The organism is Chryseomicrobium aureum, assembly GCF_043182735.1.
GTDB classification, from domain to species: Bacteria; Bacillota; Bacilli; order Bacillales_A; family Planococcaceae; genus Chryseomicrobium; species Chryseomicrobium aureum.
The window spans coordinates 1,851,934-1,866,927 of the sequence record NZ_CP171117.1; the positions used below are offsets into that span (position 1 = coordinate 1,851,934).

The 14,994-nt window shown below is 39.7% G+C and carries 18 protein-coding genes; 7 read left to right on the forward strand and 11 right to left on the reverse strand.

What is annotated here, in order from left to right:
- The first annotated feature begins 44 nt into the window (after positions 1–44).
- Positions 45–689, forward strand: a complete 645-nt coding sequence (locus tag ACF3OH_RS09725) for a B12-binding domain-containing protein (protein ID WP_392454332.1) — start codon at positions 45–47, stop codon at positions 687–689.
- The gene (locus ACF3OH_RS09730) at positions 670–1,428 is read left to right on the forward strand and encodes an STAS domain-containing protein (protein WP_392454334.1); all 759 of its coding nucleotides are present in this window, start codon (positions 670–672) and stop codon (positions 1,426–1,428) included. The genes ACF3OH_RS09725 and ACF3OH_RS09730 overlap by 20 nt, the downstream gene beginning before the upstream one ends.
- A 17-nt stretch (positions 1,429–1,445) precedes the next feature.
- On the opposite strand, the gene ACF3OH_RS09735 is transcribed toward ACF3OH_RS09730, so the two are convergent.
- From ACF3OH_RS09735 to ACF3OH_RS09745, 3 genes are all read right to left on the reverse strand, one after another.
- Positions 1,446–2,666, reverse strand: coding sequence for a tol-pal system YbgF family protein (locus ACF3OH_RS09735; protein ID WP_392454335.1), 1,221 nt, complete (start codon positions 2,664–2,666; stop codon positions 1,446–1,448).
- Between the two features lie 129 nt (positions 2,667–2,795).
- A complete protein-coding gene (locus ACF3OH_RS09740) occupies positions 2,796–2,948 on the reverse strand; it encodes a hypothetical protein (protein WP_392454336.1) in 153 nt (50 codons plus the stop codon).
- Positions 2,949–2,963: 15 nt separating this feature from the next.
- Positions 2,964–4,181: a helix-turn-helix domain-containing protein gene (locus ACF3OH_RS09745; protein ID WP_392454338.1), complete on the reverse strand. Its 1,218-nt coding sequence runs from the start codon at positions 4,179–4,181 to the stop codon at positions 2,964–2,966.
- Between the two features lie 452 nt (positions 4,182–4,633).
- Between ACF3OH_RS09745 and ACF3OH_RS09750 the strand changes: the two genes are divergently transcribed.
- Positions 4,634–5,947 (forward strand): S8 family serine peptidase, encoded by a 1,314-nt coding sequence (locus tag ACF3OH_RS09750; RefSeq protein WP_392456754.1) that lies wholly within the window; start codon positions 4,634–4,636, stop codon positions 5,945–5,947.
- Positions 5,948–5,985: 38 nt separating this feature from the next.
- Here ACF3OH_RS09750 and ACF3OH_RS09755 read toward each other — a convergent pair whose 3' ends face one another.
- Positions 5,986–6,459: a competence protein ComK gene (locus tag ACF3OH_RS09755; RefSeq protein WP_204590534.1), complete on the reverse strand. Its 474-nt coding sequence runs from the start codon at positions 6,457–6,459 to the stop codon at positions 5,986–5,988.
- Positions 6,460–6,705: 246 nt separating this feature from the next.
- On the opposite strand from ACF3OH_RS09755, the gene ACF3OH_RS09760 reads away from it, so the two are divergent.
- A complete protein-coding gene (locus ACF3OH_RS09760) occupies positions 6,706–7,167 on the forward strand; it encodes a sigma-70 family RNA polymerase sigma factor (protein WP_392454340.1) in 462 nt (153 codons plus the stop codon).
- Between the two features lie 64 nt (positions 7,168–7,231).
- Here the strand turns inward: ACF3OH_RS09760 and ACF3OH_RS09765 are convergent, their stop codons facing one another.
- From ACF3OH_RS09765 to pcp, 3 genes are all read right to left on the reverse strand, one after another.
- Positions 7,232–7,543, reverse strand: coding sequence for a hypothetical protein (locus tag ACF3OH_RS09765; RefSeq protein ID WP_392454341.1), 312 nt, complete (start codon positions 7,541–7,543; stop codon positions 7,232–7,234).
- An 85-nt stretch (positions 7,544–7,628) separates the two neighbouring features.
- Positions 7,629–9,332, reverse strand: a complete 1,704-nt coding sequence (locus ACF3OH_RS09770) for a phospho-sugar mutase (RefSeq protein WP_392454342.1) — start codon at positions 9,330–9,332, stop codon at positions 7,629–7,631.
- A gap of 11 nt (positions 9,333–9,343) precedes the next feature.
- The gene (gene pcp, locus ACF3OH_RS09775) at positions 9,344–9,952 is read right to left on the reverse strand and encodes a pyroglutamyl-peptidase I (protein ID WP_392454344.1); all 609 of its coding nucleotides are present in this window, start codon (positions 9,950–9,952) and stop codon (positions 9,344–9,346) included.
- Between the two features lie 108 nt (positions 9,953–10,060).
- On the opposite strand from pcp, the gene ACF3OH_RS09780 reads away from it, so the two are divergent.
- Positions 10,061–11,233 carry a DUF2157 domain-containing protein gene (locus ACF3OH_RS09780; protein WP_392454346.1) on the forward strand — a complete coding sequence of 391 codons (1,173 nt, stop codon included), beginning with the start codon at positions 10,061–10,063 and terminating at the stop codon, positions 11,231–11,233.
- Positions 11,230–11,688: a GDYXXLXY domain-containing protein gene (locus ACF3OH_RS09785; protein ID WP_204590540.1), complete on the forward strand. Its 459-nt coding sequence runs from the start codon at positions 11,230–11,232 to the stop codon at positions 11,686–11,688. The genes ACF3OH_RS09780 and ACF3OH_RS09785 overlap by 4 nt, the downstream gene beginning before the upstream one ends.
- Positions 11,689–12,350: 662 nt before the next feature.
- On the opposite strand, the gene ACF3OH_RS09790 is transcribed toward ACF3OH_RS09785, so the two are convergent.
- Both ACF3OH_RS09790 and ACF3OH_RS09795 read right to left on the reverse strand, forming a co-directional pair.
- The gene (locus tag ACF3OH_RS09790; RefSeq protein WP_392454347.1) at positions 12,351–12,764 is read right to left on the reverse strand and encodes a pyridoxamine 5'-phosphate oxidase family protein; all 414 of its coding nucleotides are present in this window, start codon (positions 12,762–12,764) and stop codon (positions 12,351–12,353) included.
- A gap of 66 nt (positions 12,765–12,830) precedes the next feature.
- On the reverse strand, positions 12,831–13,361 hold the full coding sequence (locus ACF3OH_RS09795; protein ID WP_392454349.1) for a CAP domain-containing protein: 531 nt from the start codon (positions 13,359–13,361) through the stop codon (positions 12,831–12,833).
- A 121-nt stretch (positions 13,362–13,482) separates the two neighbouring features.
- On the opposite strand from ACF3OH_RS09795, the gene ACF3OH_RS09800 reads away from it, so the two are divergent.
- The gene (locus ACF3OH_RS09800; protein WP_392454350.1) at positions 13,483–14,043 is read left to right on the forward strand and encodes a biotin transporter BioY; all 561 of its coding nucleotides are present in this window, start codon (positions 13,483–13,485) and stop codon (positions 14,041–14,043) included.
- Here the strand turns inward: ACF3OH_RS09800 and ACF3OH_RS09805 are convergent.
- Together ACF3OH_RS09805 and ACF3OH_RS09810 are read right to left on the reverse strand one after the other, a co-directional pair.
- Entirely contained in the window at positions 14,040–14,495 is a 456-nt protein-coding gene (locus ACF3OH_RS09805) for a VanZ family protein (RefSeq protein ID WP_392454352.1), read from the reverse strand. The genes ACF3OH_RS09800 and ACF3OH_RS09805 overlap by 4 nt on opposite strands.
- A gap of 8 nt (positions 14,496–14,503) precedes the next feature.
- Entirely contained in the window at positions 14,504–14,932 is a 429-nt protein-coding gene (locus ACF3OH_RS09810; RefSeq protein WP_392454354.1) for a hypothetical protein, read from the reverse strand.
- Positions 14,933–14,994: the final 62 nt, after the last annotated feature.

Here is a 14,994-nt window from a genome sequence, read left to right on the forward strand (position 1 = left end):
TTAGAGAACGACTCACAAGTAGCGAGAGAAAGGAGTTCGATCAATTGAACAAAATAGATCAGCTCGCCTCCTACTTGTTAGATGGAGACGAAGAACGCGCGATTCAGCTGGTCGAGAAAGAAATGAACCAAACATCTCGACAAGAAATGATGAATGATTTGCTAACGCCTGCGATGCAACACATAGGAAACTTGTGGGAGAACAATAAAATTACAGTAGCAGATGAACATCTCGCGACGGCTATCTGCGACTTTATTCTCTCCCGATTAGATATTCATTTAGCTCCTGTAGAGCGAAATGAAAAAACCGTCTTACTTATGGGCGTCCAAGATGAAGAACATTACATCGGACTCAAAATGGTAAGTAGCATTTTCAAACAATACGGATGGCGTGTACGCTATCTCGGTCCAAATATGCCTGAATCCCATGCCATCAAAGCCATCGAACGGTGGCAGCCAGATGTCATTGCGATTTCAGCGGCTCTTGTTCATCGCATTATGGCCATTCAGAGCTTAGTTCTCAAATTAAAAGAAGATTGTCCTGATATTGAAGTTGTCATTGGAGGAAGAATTACGCAACAAATCGATTTGCATACCCTTCTCCCTTCTTCCGTAACTATCATGGATTCTTTACCTTCATTAGAAAACTGGGTTAAGGAAGGTGGCCCGAGTGGCAAAAAGATTTCGTGATTTTTCCCTTCCAGCAGTAGTAGTAAACGAAGCATTAGAAGTACAAGATGCATCTGAAGAGTTCATTGCGGAATATGGCTGGCACCGCACCTTTTTAACTGTTGTGGATCCAGGAAGTCAATCGAAGGTCGCAAAATTTTTGAAGACACTAAAACGTGGCGAACCTTTAGAAATCAGTTTACACGCAAAAAATGGGCGTTTAAACTTCGTGGATCTCTTTGTAACTTGGAATCGTGAAGAGTGCGTATGCACAATCGTCCAAAAATCTTCCCAATATTCATTAGTAAGCTCTAAGCTAAGTGCATTACAAGCTGAACTTACGATACGAAATGAAGAATTAATCGAAGAAAAAGATCGTGTAGCTGGCTTATTAACAGACATGCAAAATTTGTCGGCTCCTGCCATTGTATTGAGAGAGGGTATCTCGCTTGTTCCTATCTTTGGTGCCATGGACTCTGATCAAATGGTCTCCATATTTCATCGATTATTAAACCATTTCATACAAGAAAATACGTCAATTGCTATTATCGATTTTACAGCTTCAGGAGAATTCGATTTGATCAACTGGCGCGGTGTTGATGAGTTCGTAAAATCCGCTCAAATCATGGGCGTTCAAATACTTGTCTCTGGTCTTCATCCAAAACAAGTAAAAGCTTTAAACGAGCTTGAAATTCAAACAACGGATGTGCAGTTTTTTGCAAAGCTTGCCTCTGCATTAGCGGCTATAGAAAAATCCTGATTTGGTGCACAACCAAATCAGGATTTTTCATTATATTTTTCGTCAGTTATATAACTGAATGCCTTTTTGTATTGGCCTTTGTTTTTGTAATAGCGGACGAGCATATCGGAGAATAACAAATGCACAGTCTTCTCTGTGGGTGTTGCAGATGTATAAGGAAGTAAGACATTTTCTAAATACTTCATGCTTTCCTCTATCTGCCCATCTAATTCTAATAGATAGTAATTCGCATAGATTCTGAAGTTTTCAAATCCAAATCTCTCTGAAACTTCTAGAAGTCTTGTAAATGTAGCTTTAGCATCATCCTTCTTCTTCAACTCTAACTCCGTTAATCCTAAGTTAAACAGGCAATTTCCAAATTGAAGATCTTCTTTTCCATAATGATTCACTGCCATATTAAAGTAAGCTAATGCCATCGAATAATTGCCCATCTTATAATATAAATCCCCCATATTGTGATAAATATGTGGAATCAGCTCTTGCTGGTTAAGCAATTGCGCATTACGGAGTAGATGTTCATAATACTCTGCTGCATCTTCATAAATCTTTGCATGTGCACAATTAATAGCTAAAGACATCTGAGCATGAAGAATCCTTTTGTAATTGTACTGCTGACTTAAATAGTCCAAAGCCTTTTTCCCATAATAAATAGCTCTACTTGGCTCTTCTAAATAGGTTTTCACAATACTTAAATGATAGTAGACCTCCCCCTCAAAACCAAACAATGTTGGTGTACTCTGAATTACAAGGTCTAGTCTATCATTTGCCGAAGCTAGTTCCCCTTTTAACATCTCATGCAGACCCAACAAGTACTCATATAGAAGTTCTTCTAGTGGTGTAAACTCTTTACGTTTTTTCTTTAATGCTTTATGAATTGGCGGAATCTTATCGTATTCATACTTTGCAATGTGGAAACGGTTTTTAAGTAATAAAGCCATTACGTGATGTGGCGTATAGGAAATAAAATCTGCGTAAGCCGTTATTTCCGAATATACAAATTCGGCTTTATCATAATCTGTGTATATCAAGTGTTTAGTCAATAGATTTAGAAGGTTTTTTATGTGATTTAACTTTTGGTTAATCATTTGTTTAGAATAACCAATTCGTTTTAATAATGTATCTAACTCTTTATCTGATAAGTCTTCATCACTTGTTAATTTTGAATATAAGGAGGAAGCTGGATCATAGTAAAGAGACTGTTCTTCCAATTGATCAGTTATAAATAATTTATAGTTCATGTCTATGCCTACTTTACCTTTTTGTCTAATGATAGTAGAAAATAGTCATCTACACAAAGGAATATTTTCCAATTAGATATTCAATTAGACGAAAAACAATAAAAAAAAGAGGCCTAGGCCTCTTTAGAATCAATCAACTGGTGGCAAGATTGGAATAGTTGGTGTTCTTCCTGCAGCTGTTGGACTAAAAAAGTCTGGAGCAGCCATTACCGTAATATCGTTTGCAACGGAAAAGAAAAGTGCAAAAGCTAAGATAGCTGTAAATACTAAACGCTTTTTCATAAATATAACCTCCATTTAATCTAGTAGTTGGACTGCTTTATCATATTGGCCTTTTTCTTTAAAATAATCCGCTAACAAATATGAGAAATGTTGGTGAGATTCTTTTAATTCCGACCTTTTTTTAGTATAAGGTAGAATTTTATTTTCTAAATAAATCATTGCATCATCCACTTGATCCTGCATAAATAATGAATGAAAATTAGAAAATAATTGATAATGTGTATGTTGATACTTACTTGCCACACTATAGAGCTGTCTAAAGCTTTCTTGACTCTCCTCAAACCTATTTCCTTCGAATTCAGTAACAGCCTTATTATAAAGACAAAGCATATATAAATCTGATTGTGGTTCCAATAAATCCATTGCTTTTTTAAAGTATAATGATGCAAGACTGTATTGGGTCATTGTATGATAGAGGTCTCCCATATTATGATAAATATTTGGTAAAAGATGTGTCATGTGAAGAATTCTTGTATTACGAATTAGATGTTTATATATCTCTTCTGCTTCATTGAACATATTTGCTCTAGAGTAATTTACTGCCAGTAACATCTGAGTGTTCGCAATTCTAATAAAATTAAAATCTTCTTTAAACTGTTGTAAAGCATTCTTACCATAATAAATCGAAGGACCGTATTGATTTAAGCTAGATTTAACTAATGAAAAATTATAATTAAGTTCCCCTATATAGTCTGGAGTTAAAATCGCATTTTCAATTAGGTAGCTCAATTGTTTGTCTGCATCTTCCATTTTCCCCCTTAAGATTAAAGCTATAGCACTAACATATAAATGTAAATACTGTTCTTGTTGGGAAAAGTTCTGTCGATGAGAGTTTAACCATTTCAATTGATTTTCAGCTAAATCTAGTTCATTTATGAATAAGTAATATCGTGTTTTATATAATTCATATAGATATAAGTACTCTGTAAAGGGAATTAGATCTTTCTTTTTTTGAAGTTTCTCAAACGATTTTTTGACTTCTTCTCTTTCAAGATAATACATCTGATCTGTAAACTGCTTCAACAGCTCTTTGATCTCCACTTCTAACTTCTCAACATCCTGCAAGTCTATACTTAGGCGCTCTAAGAGTAAGCGGATTGTCTCTTCGTTGGCTTCTTTGCTGTTGTTTTCAATCTTACTCAAATGAGGAACGGAACAAATCCCATCTGCAAGGGTTTGTTGCGTAAGACCTTGCTTTGTACGATGGAACTTAATTAAGGATCCTATCTTCATTTTTCCTCGACCTCCCCTCGGCTCTCCTTTATTTTAGAACAAATTTTCGGAATTAACAAAACAAATAATGGAATGTATAGACAGGGAAATAGTAGAAAATGTTGGGAAAAGAGAACGTATATTCGTTCTAAAGTTTTCCCAATAAACAAAATATTTTGCCCATGCTATAGTCATATCAGCACCACACCCAGCTCTTTGCAAAGAAGATCGGGAACAGCTTGTGCGAAATCGTGAAGTAGAATGCTTAGCGCTATCATTCCACTGAATCGCTCGCACGAAACCTTTTGAACGTATCCCTTGGTACTGAGTCTACTAATGAAGGGAGTGAGTGGTTGGACACTCGCTCGTTAAAAGTAGCGAACATGCAGAATCAAAGCGATACCAAAAAAGAGAGTCCTACATAATGAGGACGAAAAAATTAGACAATGGTGGAGGAGAAGAGACGTATGAAGATGAACAAAGCAAAAGCAATCGTGATGAGTGGATTACTGGCATTATCCATGGCTGGCTCGATGACGAGTGTAGCAGCAGCTGAAGTAAACGTGAATGCAAACGGTGGCGAAAAGATTCGTGTTCTTATTGAAGCATCAGCTTCTAGTGGCGGCGTATCAACAATGAGTCAATCGAAAGCACAATTGAATTCCGCTAAAGCAACTTACGGGAAACGTTGGGAGTTTGCTAATGGCAACTCATTCTCTACTGAGATGACGGAAAAACAATTTGCTGCATTGCAAAAGAACAAGAACCTTAAAGTGACGAAAGTTGATCAAGTGACTGTAGCAGCTGACTTGCGCGCAGCAAAAAAGCCAGGTACTGTTCAGGCAACAGCGCAAACACCTACACAACAAGTCCCTTGGGGAATCAAGTCCATCTACAATAATAATAACTTGGCCTCTACAAGCGGTGGCGGTGGTATTAACATCGCAGTTCTTGATACAGGTGTAAATGTTAACCACATCGACCTTGTGAACACTGTGGAGCAATGTAAAGATTTCACGACGGCTGCTGGTTTAACGAATGGTCAATGTAACGATGCTAATGGACACGGTACGCACGTTGCAGGTTCTGCATTAGCAGACGGCGGTAGTGACAAACTTGGACTTTACGGAGTTGCTCCAGATTCAGACCTGTGGGCATACAAAGTATTAGGTGATAATGGTTCAGGGTACTCAGATGACATCGCAGCAGCGATTCGCCACGCAGCGGATCAAGCAACAGCTACTCGTACAAAAACTGTTATCAACATGTCTTTAGGTTCTTCTGCTAACAACAGCTTAATCTCGAGTGCAGTAGACTATGCATATGGAAAAGGTGTTCTAGTAGTTGCAGCAGCTGGGAACTCTGGTCCGGCACAAGGTTCAATCGGTTACCCAGGCGCACTTCGCAATGCAATCGCTGTTGCAGCTCTTGAAAACCGTCTAGAAAATGGAACTCTTCGCGTAGCAGACTTCTCTTCTCGTGGGTTCACAGCAACAGATGGGGACTATGTAATTGGTGTTGGTGATGTTGAAATCTCTGCTCCAGGTGCAGCAATCTACTCTACTTGGAACAATGGTGGCTACAACACTATCAGTGGTACATCTATGGCGTCTCCTCACGTGGCAGGTCTAGCAGCAAAAGTTTGGGCACAAAACCCAACTTGGACGGCAGCTACATTACGTACAAACTTACAAAACCGTGCAAGAGCAAATGATATCTTAGGTGGCCGTGGTGCTGCAGTCGGCGATGACTATGCATCAGGTTTCGGATACGCTCGCGTTCAATAATAATCTACATGTAAAAACCCCGTTCTCAGACGGGGTTTTTAGTATGTATGAAGTGTATAAAAGCCAACAACACTGAAATTTCGACTCCTCTGTTTCTCTAACATGGCTACTGAAGCTTTAACGCAGATTTTTTCTCCATTTAGAAACTCCACTTGAGTTTTCGATTCCGTTAGTTTTGTGAAGGTCATGAAGTGATTGAATAACCATACACAATCCAGATGATTCGGAGAGCACGTTGGGAATGCCGCCACACCTGGTGTTGCTATTAAAACCGGCACTTTCTTCGTATAACGCCGATTACTTAAAGCGCGCGTCGCTTCTTCCCTTCCTTTGTAAGACGCTCCATTGCGAATACATAATTCTTCTAACACTTGAAATGCTGTTAGTTCTGAATAGTGCACACCGTCTTTGGTGAAAATTATTGATTTAAAAGGGTGTATATACCATCCTGCCACAGCATAGATCGATCGACTATCCACTCCAGATAATCTCCACTGTTCACCTATCTTCATTTACTTCTCCTTCTTAAGTCCGACTAATTTCAGTATAGCGTTCCATTTTTAGCCAGTAAATACTTTTATCTGAATTTTCCTCATTTTATGAAAGTTTCGTTTTGCAAATTTGTAGTTTTGTAGTGTAAACGACTACGTTTGCTATCCTAAACGTTCCCTTGCTCTGTTCGCACGTACTAGAGGAACTCTGTAAAGTAAGACTCACCTAGGAAAACCTTACTTGTACAAGTACTAAAGGACAAAAACATGCCCTCTTTTGAAGAAATTGCTGAAGCGTATCAACCGATGATTAGTTCGATCTTACGTAAAACGTTCATCTATAAAGATCATGAAACCTTTCGACAAGTTGCTATGATTGCACTTTGGAAAGCTTCAATGAATTATGAAGAATCGAAAGGTTCCTTTGCAGGATACGCCTATCGTTGTATGTATGGAAGTGTGCTTGATGAGTTAAAAAAATCATTTAAGGATGTTCCAATGGAAGACTCTTACTTTATTTCTATAGAGGCAGAAGCGGTTTCGGAACAGATAAAATTAGTAATCAATAGTTTACCACTCCCTTATCAACAAGTGCTCTACTTAAGTTATTTTCACGGTTTGACAGCCGAAGAAATAGCAACTGCAATCGGTCTATCTACTGCTGGCGTAAAAAAGAGAAAGAAAAAGGCTTTGGCTCAATTACGGGAATTGTATTTCAATCACTCTTAGACTCTAATCGAGACGATAAAAAATCACAGTCACCTTTATTGTAGGAGACTGTGATTTGGGGGTCTTATTTAAATTGGAGGACCATGATACCACGACGTAGTAGAACATAGCCTTCTTTTTCAAGCTGCTTCAAAATTTGAGAAGCGAAGTAGAGAGTCAATCCCGCACGCTCTGCAATTTCACTTTTTGAGGCTTCAACCACGCGTTCTTGATTCATCAATTCAAAAACGGCTTGAACGACTGCGTGGACTCGGTTTGGTGCATGGCTTGAAAAAACCATAGATTCTTCCTTTAAAGTTTCGAGAAAACGTTTCTTTAGTCCAGATACATATAACTGATCCATCGGTCGTGTTGCAAGAATACTTGTACTGTTCATGTTGATTCCTCCTCAGCTCTATTCTTCTGTAACTAAGTATAGCAACCGAGTTTTTAAATAGATAGGACTTGGGGGTTGGGAAAGTTTACGAATTTAATTTCATTTCCATCCAACTATTGACCCAAGAAGCTACTTCATTCAGTCTAGTAGTTGCTTCTTCTATTGTCGATTTGTGTACGCCAATGTAGTACTTTATCTTTGGTTCCGTACCACTAGGGCGTAAACAAACCCAAGTTCCGTCAGATAAAACAAATTTTAGGACATTAGCTTTTGGTAGACTTAATTGTTTTAGACCTATACGGGACTTTTGAACTTGGGAAAGATAATCTTCTATATAGAGAACTTCGCTATTTACTAGCTCAAAAGGTTCTTCCTGACGTACGGTTTCAAGTGCTTTACTAATTTTTTCAGCACCTGTTGCCCCTTTCACTGTCACTGAAATCAATTTTTCTTTAAATACGCCATATGTTGCATATAACTCTTCCAATCCGTCTAGCAGTGTCATTCCTCGTTCTAAATAATAGTTCGCCATTTCCGTTAAAACAAACACTAATTGGATCGCATCTTTATCACGCGCAAAATCTTTGGCAAGGTAACCATAGCTTTCTTCGTATCCGAATAAAAATTCGTAAGATGGGTCATTTTCGTTCTCCCGAATCTTCTCTCCAATAAATTTGAACCCAGTTAAAACATCTTCTACAGTCATGCCGAAACTCTCACCGATCGCACGTCCCATTTCCGAAGTTACAATTGTTTTGTAGATATAACCATGTTCGGGTAGAGTCCCGGCTTTTTGGTGTTGGGAAAGAATGAAGTGCAGTGCCAGTGCTCCGGTCTCATTTCCATTCAATAATCTATAGGATCCTTGATGCCAAACTGCAAGTCCAACTCGGTCACCATCTGGATCGACAGCGATTAGAAGATCCGATTGGTGGTGCTTTCCGTAGTGAATCGCAAGTTCAAATGCACTTTCATCTTCTGGATTTGCGGATGTTAACGTAGGAAATTCTCCGTCCGGCTTCATCTGCTCCTCTACGTAGGTAAAGTTTGGTATCTGCAGGTTGTCTACAATTTTTCGTACAGTAGATCCTGAAGCCCCGTGAAGTGGTGTAAATACTGTGCGCAATGAAGTTGACTGAAGCTTTTCTTTATCGAATAGCACTGTTTCGACTTGTGAACAATACCGTGTATCTAGCTCCTCTCCAATCTTCGTTACACTCTTGTTTGCATAAGTAGGGGCTTCCAAACTTTCTGGTGCACCAATTTGCTGTATAGATGCTACAACTTTTTCTGCATCTTCAAGATTTAACTGTGCCCCGTCTGGCCCGTAGATCTTCAAACCATTATATTCAGGTGGGTTGTGACTTGCTGTAATCATCATTCCCATCGAGCACCCTAATTCACGTACAGAGAAAGACAGTTGAGGCGTTGTTCTCGGCTCAGCGTACAAATAGACTTGAATCTTAAAGTCACTTAGTACAGCCGCAACCTCTGCTGCAAATTCAGGAGATTTTCTTCGATTGTCATAGGCAATCACAAATCCTTTTTCGCTCTCTTCTTGAGCAAGCGCCTGAATATAAGCAGCGATTCCGTGAGCAACACGGCGAACGGTTAAGATATTCAACCGATTCGTCCCTGCACCAATCACTCCCCGCATCCCTCCTGTTCCAAATTCTAATTCTTGATAAAATGCATCTATTTTTTGTTCATCGGACATTTCGAGTAGCTCTGCACGTAACTCCTCATCTAATGCGTCCGACTCAAGCCAGCGATTATATAGTTCGTTCATTGGTAGTCCTCCTAGTTTTCTGTAGCAATTTGTAGACATATACGGATAGAGGCTACTAAGTCTGCATGAGACCAACTTGGTACTCTTCCATGCTCAATTGCCAATTCGTGTGAAGCTGGAATGTGGATAAATCCAGATTGCATTGCGGGTGCTTGCTGTTCTGCAAAACGACGTCCTGCATACATGATGTTGTTGCACAAATAGGTACCTGCAGTATTTGAAATCTCTGCTGGGTATCCAGCTGCCGTTAGGGCTTGAATCATTTGACGAATGGGAAGTGTTGAGAAGAATGCTTCTTGTCCGTTCGGGTCAATAGGTTCGTCTTGGGGCGCGTGCCCTTCGTTATCGGCATCTCCATCTTTACTATTGATGGCAATGCGCTCTGGAGTTATTTTCGTTCGGCCTCCCGCAAGTCCTAAAGAGATATGTATATCTGGTTTCAATTCATTTAATAGTTCAATCAGTATGTCTTCGGACCGATTGAAATCTACAGGAAGTATACGCCCACAAATTTTGTAGCCATTTATCTCCTCTCCTTGTAACTCTTCTACTATCTTCATCGTCGGATTCAGTGAGAAAGATAAAAATGGCTCGAAGCCAGTTAATAGTAGTGTTTTCACCTGTTTTCCCCCTCGTTTATGTCTTCTACAGTATACCTCAAAATAAGGTAAATTTTGATAAGCAAAAGTGAAAAAGTAGGAGTATACTTCAAGTAGGAGGTGGAGAAAATGCACGATTGGCAAAAGAAATTGTCGGAGTGGCAGCAGGCAGGAATACTGGATCAAACGGCTGTAAATGCAATTCTTCAGTATGAAGAAAAACAACCGGTCAAACGCAAGATTCCTTTATTACTTTCTATCGGTCTCATCTTTCTAACGCTTGCGGTCTTTAGCTTTATAGCAGCAAACTGGAGTGTGATTCCAGACATTTTAAAAACCGTTACAATTCTTCTCTTCATGTGGATTGCGTATGTACTGGCTTATTTTTCTGAAAAGAAGCAGATTGGTCAGCCTTTGATTTTCTATTTAACAGGGTACGCATTCTTTATTGCAGCCGTTTTAGTGACTCTTCAAACATTTCATTTATCTACTTCAAATTCCATTCTACCTTGGCTAGCCTATTTAGCAGCTTTAGCTCATCTCTATTTAGTGAAACATCCATTGTTTTCTGTCGCTAGTTTTATAGCGGGGACACTACTCTTATTCTCGTTCATGCCTGATGTAGGCTGGGTTGAATGGCTCGTATTCATTGCCATCACTGCAACGCATTTCTATGTGACGAATCGACCAGAAGCTATTGCGTTTAGTTATCTTCATTTGTTTGGGGCAGGTCTAGTTCTTTGGATACTCGTTGAGTATGAGAGTGCACTTTGGCCGCTTTGGACACTTTTTGTATTAGCTGCGCTAGTTTTTGTTCTACCAGACAAAAAACTAGTTATCCGTCCATTGATTCAAGTCATTGCAGCGATTACTGGAATTGGGTATCTCATTGCTAGAGCTGAAACTGATTTTTCGTTGGTCGATTTGAGTTGGTTAGAATCCAGTTCTCTAGCAGTAGTTGCCCTTCTATTTGGATTCTTTGCATGGCAGAAGGACCGACAAATTGTATGGGTAGCAGCACTTGGCGTGATTGGTTTACTTCTCTTTGATGAGACGGCAATCGGCTTAACGATTTTGGCCGAACTACTCGGTTTTGGCTATTTATTCTTCGCACAGCGCGAGGGCCGATCGTTAAAAAGCGGATTCTTGTTCTTTATTTTGATTCAATTTGTGATTTACTTCATTTATGCATGGCAACGACTTGATATGGCATTGTTCTTCTTACTGGGCGCGATTTTATTGTTTGTTCTTGCAGGAATCGGCTGGTGGTTGAACCGCCGGAAAGAAGGTGCTGCACAATGAAAAAGTTCAGTTTACCACTTATTCAAACACTTGCAGTAGGCGCTATTCTACTCAGCTATTATGCAACGACTTGGTTTGGTGATGAGTTTGTATTACGTGCTGAACCGTATGACCCTTGGGATCCATTCTATGGAGAATATGTTCTTCTTCAATATCCGGACATAAATGATGCAGTTCGGGATGCAGGCTTTCAAGATGGAGATCGAGTTCACTTTTCATTGACTGAAGGAGAAGATGGGTATGCTACGATAGATCGAATAGAGGCAGAGAATTTCTTCGGAGCGCTTGATGGCACCTATTGGGGGAATAGGGTGTCCGTAGAGAATTTGGAACAGTTTTATGTAGAACAGGGACAAGGTCTGGTGCTAGAAGAGGCTGTTGATTTGAAAGCCACTATTTATGTCAGTCCTTGGGGAACTATTCGTCCGGTGGATCTAGAACCGCGGGAGGAGTAGCTTTAGATGTGAAACTGACTGATTGCAAACCAGAATGTACTTTAAATAGCCTGATTCATCTTCCGATGATTGCTTTCAAGAACAAATTAAGAACGAAAAGGACTGGGGCCGCTCAATTCGAGCGGCCCCAGCGCGATTCTTCTTAGTTTCCCCTTACACAATCTTCTCCAGCTGAATCCGTCTAATTGAAGTGCTTTCTTGCAGGAAGTTGTTCCTTCCATATTTCGCTGAGTCGGCTCCGCCTCTAGCTGTTTACAAAACTAGACTATCTTGCTCTTTCTAACTTAGTATCAAACGAGCTGTGCTAATGCAAGGCTCGATTCAGCATCTTAACAAACATAGTTGAGGACAGCGAGTACTATGAAAACTATTCGAGTTTCGATAAAAGCTTTAAAATCAAACTGAGCATGTGTTCATTAGGCAACATTCTTGATGTGATTAAAGTTGAGTGGAGTGGAGGGGCTGACTCCGAAGGGATCAAAAGCGGAACGTGAGACCCCACAGGCGTGATCTTGGGCCGAGGAGGCTCACGACGCGCCCTCGGAAAGCAGTCCCGCAACGGAACTCAACTGCTTAAAACGCACATAAAAGTGACAAGTAATAGACAAAAAATACCACAAGCGCTAAGCTCATGGTATTGATTATGAAAAACAAATAAATTTTTAAAGCGAAAGGTCTTGCGGCTTTTCGCCTTTTTTATTCATTAAACGTGCAGACTCAGGAGTAACCTTTAAAATCACGAGATTTGGATCATTCGGTCCGTCAAACCAAGCTTTCATCCGGTCATTCCAAATTTTCTCTTTCAAACTATCATCTTCAGATATCGAAACGCGCCCTAAAATCTCCAAATACGCATCTCCAAAACCTTCCCCATCATAACCGATTAAAATATGTGTATAAGGATTAGATTCAAGCTCATCTACTTTTTCAGAACCTTTACTTGTAGGTGTATACAATGTAAATTCTTCATTAAAAAAAGTCATATAGCGACTATGTGGCTTTCCTTCACTAACCGTTGCCATTGTGCCTAAGCGACTTTCCTCTAAAATTCGTAATGCCGTTTGTTTTGCGTCCATCATCCAACACTCCCTTTACTCGAATTAGTAAAAGTATTCCCTTCTCTAAAGGAAATAAACGCCCGGTTAGTAGGCGGTAAACATCTGCACCCAATAGGTTCCGTAGTCTCCGCCGCCTTCTGTAAATCCAAACCCGATATGAGTGAATAAAGGACTGACGATGTTTTCATAATGGCCTGGACTGTTCATCCATCCTTCATGTACTTCCTCTACTGAACGTTGCCCCGCCGCAATGTTTTCCCCAGACGCACGCCACTTAATTCCGAATTGGGTCAGCATATCGCTTGGTCCTCCATAAGTGGGCGATACATGATCAAAATAATTCGAGGTAAGCAAATCCTGTGCTTTAAGCTGCGCCACTTTTGCTACACTCGGATCATAGAGTAGAGGCTCCACACCAACTTCTGCTCGTGCTGCGTTTACTTTATCAAGCAGCGATTGTTCGTACGTGGAAAGATCGACAGGCTCCACACTTGATGGGAGAACAATTTTCACCTTTTCGGTTTCGGACAAATCAAATTCAAGAGGAATTACGACACACCCTGCCAAAAAGAGAACTAGTATTGTATACAAGACACTACTTGCAAATGGTCTCATCTTCTTCCCCCTAACTTTTAAAAACTTACTTGACTCCAGCGTAAAATCTCAGTACTCTTAATATGTGTTAACCTAAATAAATAATAGGTTAACTCATTTTACATAAAGGTGGATGAGCAACATGAGAAATGAACAGTTAAAGATGATGATTGTTAGTGCATTATTTGCAGCAATCATTGCGGTATTCGCACAGATTTCAATTCCGCTTCCGTTCTCACCTGTCCCAATTACAGGCCAGACGTTAGCAATTGGACTAGCAGCAACAATCTTAGGAAGCCGCTACGGAACTTTATCCGTAGGAATCTATTTATTGCTTGGAGCAGTCGGCGCGCCAGTATTCGCAGGGATGATTGGCGGCTTAGGTTCTCTTGTAGGTCCAACTGGTGGCTATTTAGTTGGATTTTTACCAACAGCATTTATAATTGGCTGGTATCTTGAGAAAACAAGTTTTTCCGTAAAACAAGCAATCATTGCCAACCTAATTGGGATGATTGTCACGTTAGCCTTCGGAACAGCATGGCTCAAGGTTGCTGCAGACTTAACTTGGACAGCAGCCATTGCAGGCGGAGTTACACCATTTATTCCACTAGGTATAGTAAAAGCAGTACTTGCAGCAATAGGAGGTATTGCTGTTCGTAAACGTTTAGAAAGCGCTCGATTGCTTTCGATTCAAACAAATTAATGCTTTATTCGGTCCGGAGATTTGAATTTCCGGACCAATTTATTTGCTGAATACAGCAGTAGCATAGCTGTAGCGGCTCCTAAGCTATCGATTGCTACGTCCTTCGCTTGTCCTCCTCGTCCATCTACAAATAGCTGATGAAACTCATCCGTCACTGCATATAGAGTAGCAAATCCCCATGCGTACAAATATCTTTTTTTAGAACGATCAAGCGCTAGCCATAAAATAAGAGCGAGTCCAAAGTATGCTACAAAGTGTGTTGACTTTCTTAGCAGATAATTAATTGTTTCCATAGAATACAAATCTTGATGTGTCAGACTTTGAATTGTTTCTATAATCATTTGTGTAATGCCTGTACTTAACTCATTTGATACATTAGCTGGTTGGTGGGAAAAATAAAAAATACCACTCATATAAATGATTACAACAGCCCACCAGTATGTCTTCTGCAAATTACTCCTCATTTCTTCTGTTGCTTTTCCTTTACCTTCTTTTCTCTCTTCGCATCAAGGTATTTGATGAAATTTAGATAACTAAATAAAAAGGCTAAAAATACAGTTACATTTCGCGCTGTTTCACCTGCCGACGTTAAAACATCTAGTCGATCAAGTTCTTCATTACTCTTTCCATTGTATCCCATCTCAACAATCGTATACAAAACAATCGCACTTAGAAAAACACTGACACCACCAGCAAGAACACTGATTAAAATAGACAACATGCCCCCTGGTAATTTAGGTAATACTTTCTTCGTTGTAAAATAACCTACTGCCACGAGCGAGATTGGTACTGTGAAAAAAATAAATAAGAAAGGAATAGTCACGGAAATAGCTGCAAGTAATAAAAGAACTACTAGTAGAGAAATCTTGGTACGCTTAGAAATTTTCACAAAATCTATCCTATCTGATTAGTATTTTGAATCACTCTTATTATACTTATCAAAAAGTTACA

What these genes read in the sequence shown, in the direction of transcription:
- ACF3OH_RS09770 (WP_392454342.1), bottom strand. Translation starts at nt 9,332, where the DNA reads ATGAACGAACTATATAATCGCTGGCTTGAGTCGGACGCATTAGATGAG.
- ACF3OH_RS09800 (WP_392454350.1), top strand. Translation starts at nt 13,483, where the DNA reads ATGAGAAATGAACAGTTAAAGATGATGATTGTTAGTGCATTATTTGCA.
- ACF3OH_RS09745 (WP_392454338.1), bottom strand. Translation starts at nt 4,181, where the DNA reads ATGAAGATAGGATCCTTAATTAAGTTCCATCGTACAAAGCAAGGTCTT.
- ACF3OH_RS09785 (WP_204590540.1), top strand. Translation starts at nt 11,230, where the DNA reads ATGAAAAAGTTCAGTTTACCACTTATTCAAACACTTGCAGTAGGCGCT.
- ACF3OH_RS09780 (WP_392454346.1), top strand. Translation starts at nt 10,061, where the DNA reads ATGCACGATTGGCAAAAGAAATTGTCGGAGTGGCAGCAGGCAGGAATA.
- ACF3OH_RS09790 (WP_392454347.1), bottom strand. Translation starts at nt 12,764, where the DNA reads ATGGACGCAAAACAAACGGCATTACGAATTTTAGAGGAAAGTCGCTTA.
- ACF3OH_RS09760 (WP_392454340.1), top strand. Translation starts at nt 6,706, where the DNA reads ATGCCCTCTTTTGAAGAAATTGCTGAAGCGTATCAACCGATGATTAGT.
- ACF3OH_RS09755 (WP_204590534.1), bottom strand. Translation starts at nt 6,459, where the DNA reads ATGAAGATAGGTGAACAGTGGAGATTATCTGGAGTGGATAGTCGATCG.
- ACF3OH_RS09795 (WP_392454349.1), bottom strand. Translation starts at nt 13,361, where the DNA reads ATGAGACCATTTGCAAGTAGTGTCTTGTATACAATACTAGTTCTCTTT.
- ACF3OH_RS09765 (WP_392454341.1), bottom strand. Translation starts at nt 7,543, where the DNA reads ATGAACAGTACAAGTATTCTTGCAACACGACCGATGGATCAGTTATAT.
- ACF3OH_RS09740 (WP_392454336.1), bottom strand. Translation starts at nt 2,948, where the DNA reads ATGAAAAAGCGTTTAGTATTTACAGCTATCTTAGCTTTTGCACTTTTC.
- ACF3OH_RS09735 (WP_392454335.1), bottom strand. Translation starts at nt 2,666, where the DNA reads ATGAACTATAAATTATTTATAACTGATCAATTGGAAGAACAGTCTCTT.
- ACF3OH_RS09750 (WP_392456754.1), top strand. Translation starts at nt 4,634, where the DNA reads ATGAACAAAGCAAAAGCAATCGTGATGAGTGGATTACTGGCATTATCC.